Genomic DNA, 1,906 nt, shown 5'->3' on the forward strand with positions numbered 1-1,906 from the left:
CCGGGCTCTCCGAGTCTGCAGAGCCCGCTGCCTCCCCCGTCCCGCTCCGATAGCCGCGCCGCAGGTCGCCGACCGGCATGTCCCCCAGCGGGGGCGGCGGGCCCTCTCTGCGGTGGTCCAGCGCGCGCCGCGCCGCGTACGTCAGCGCCGCCGTCACCCCCGCCAGCAGCATCGCCACCGGCAGCACCACCGGCAGCACCCAGAAGGGGACGTCCCACTCCCCCGAGGCGTCCAGCAGATAGGCCGCCGCCACGCCCAGCAGCACCAGCCCGAGCAGCAGCCGGGCGGGCTCGAACCGGTGCCTGGTCACTTGGCCACCCCTTCCCCGTCGCTCCGGAAGACCTCGACCTGGCCCAGGCCCACACTCAGCCGCAGCTTGATCGTGCCGGCGGCCCTGGCGCCGTCGAGCGGCCGGAGGATCTGGTCGTGCTCCTGGCGGAAGCCCCCCGAGGAGTATGTGGTCACGCCGCCGTCCCGGTCCCGTCCCGTCGGCAGTTCGATGCCGCCGGCGCCCACCTGCGAGCTGACCTCCACCAGGGCGTTCTCCGGCACGGTCACCTGGAGCGAACCCGCGCCGATCCGCGCCGCGGTCCGTACGGTCTGGCCCTTCTTCAACTTCAGCTCGCGCAGATCCAGCTCGCCGGTGCCGGAACCGAGCGCGTAGCGCGGCTTGAGCTGCTGTGCCGAGGCCGGGACCCAGCGGACGTCGCGGACGTCGCTGCTGATGTCCTTGGGCAGCGCAGCGGCGCCCGTCAGCAGTCCGGCCGTGAGGACGACGAGCACGAGGGTGCCCGCGCCGAGGCGGCCCACGAAGGCGCTGACCACGAGCCCCAGGCCGAAGACGGCGAGCGCGCAGCTCAGCCCGACCGTGAGTGCGGTGCCCACCGGGTTGGCCTGCCAGGAGGCCGCCGTTCCGATCGTCGCGGCGAGGGTGGCGAGCAGCAGCACCAGCCCGCCCAGCGCGCCGCCGCGCGCCGCCTTCCCGGCGGGCCGGTCGCCGCCGTTCCGGCCGGGGCCGGGCCCCGCGCCGGGTGGCCCCGGTCTCCCCGGAACGCCGCCGGCCTTCCCGGCCGGGCCGGGGAGACCGGCCGGGCCCCACGGACCCGGTGCGGACGCGCCGCCGGGCCAGCCGTGGCCGGGGAAGCCGCTGTAGCGCACGGAGCCGCCGGCCGGTCCGGCCGCGGTCAAGTCCATGAAGGTGGCGGCGTCCTCCGGGCCCCAGAGATAGATGGCGTGCGCGTGCGCCGTGTCCGCTCTTCCGGCGCTCCCGTCCTTCGACAGCGGATCCCGCCACCAGGAGGGGGTGCCGCCGGGCACCGGAGGCGCCTGGGTCTCGGGGGGCGCGTCGGCGACGGCGTGCGCCGTGGTCGGATCGACCTCGCCCCCTTCCGCGCCCGCCGCCTCGGCCTGCCGGCGGTGCCGGGACCAGTACGCCGCACCGGCGATCACGCCCACCAGCAGCAGTGAGAAGGGCACGCTGGAGCCGTCCAGCGAGGCGAGGAAGAGGGCACAGCCGACGAGCGCCACGAGGATCGCGGAGAGCGCGCTGCCCTCCACCCGGCCGGACAGCAGCCGCCGCCCCTCGTTCTCACCCTGGCCCTCCGCCGGGATCAGCAGCCACGCGAAGCCGTAGAAGACCAGGCCGAGCCCGCCGAGGATGGAGAGGACGGCGAGCGACACCCGGAAGATGACCGGGTCCAGGTCGAAGTAGCGGCCGAGGCCGCCGCACACGCCGCCCACGACCTTGTGCTGACGGCTGCGGCTGAGCCGGGGCCGCGCCGGGGGCCCGGCCGGGGCCGCGGTGCCCTGCCCGGCGGCGTCCTGCTGTTCCTCGCTCATACGCCTATGGTCCCGTCCGCGCACGCCGGCGGACATCGGGGCCCGACCCCGACGCGCCCCTGAGATC

General features: G+C 76.2%; 1 protein-coding gene and 1 pseudogene. Both read right to left on the bottom strand.

Features of this window, described 5'->3' with window-relative positions:
• Positions 1-310: pseudogene (locus G5C65_RS36435) on the bottom strand (hypothetical protein); the annotation flags it as partial.
• Positions 307-1,839, bottom strand: a complete 1,533-nt coding sequence (locus G5C65_RS36440) for a PspC domain-containing protein (RefSeq protein ID WP_241266314.1) — start codon at positions 1,837-1,839, stop codon at positions 307-309. The pseudogene G5C65_RS36435 and the gene G5C65_RS36440, both read right to left, overlap by 4 nt.
• Positions 1,840-1,906 lie beyond the last annotated feature (67 nt).

Origin of the sequence: Streptomyces boncukensis (assembly GCF_011045075.1) — a bacterium.
GTDB classification, from domain to species: domain Bacteria; phylum Actinomycetota; class Actinomycetes; order Streptomycetales; family Streptomycetaceae; genus Streptomyces; species Streptomyces boncukensis.

What these genes read in the sequence shown, in the direction of transcription:
- G5C65_RS36440 (WP_241266314.1), bottom strand. Translation starts at nt 1,839, where the DNA reads ATGAGCGAGGAACAGCAGGACGCCGCCGGGCAGGGCACCGCGGCCCCG.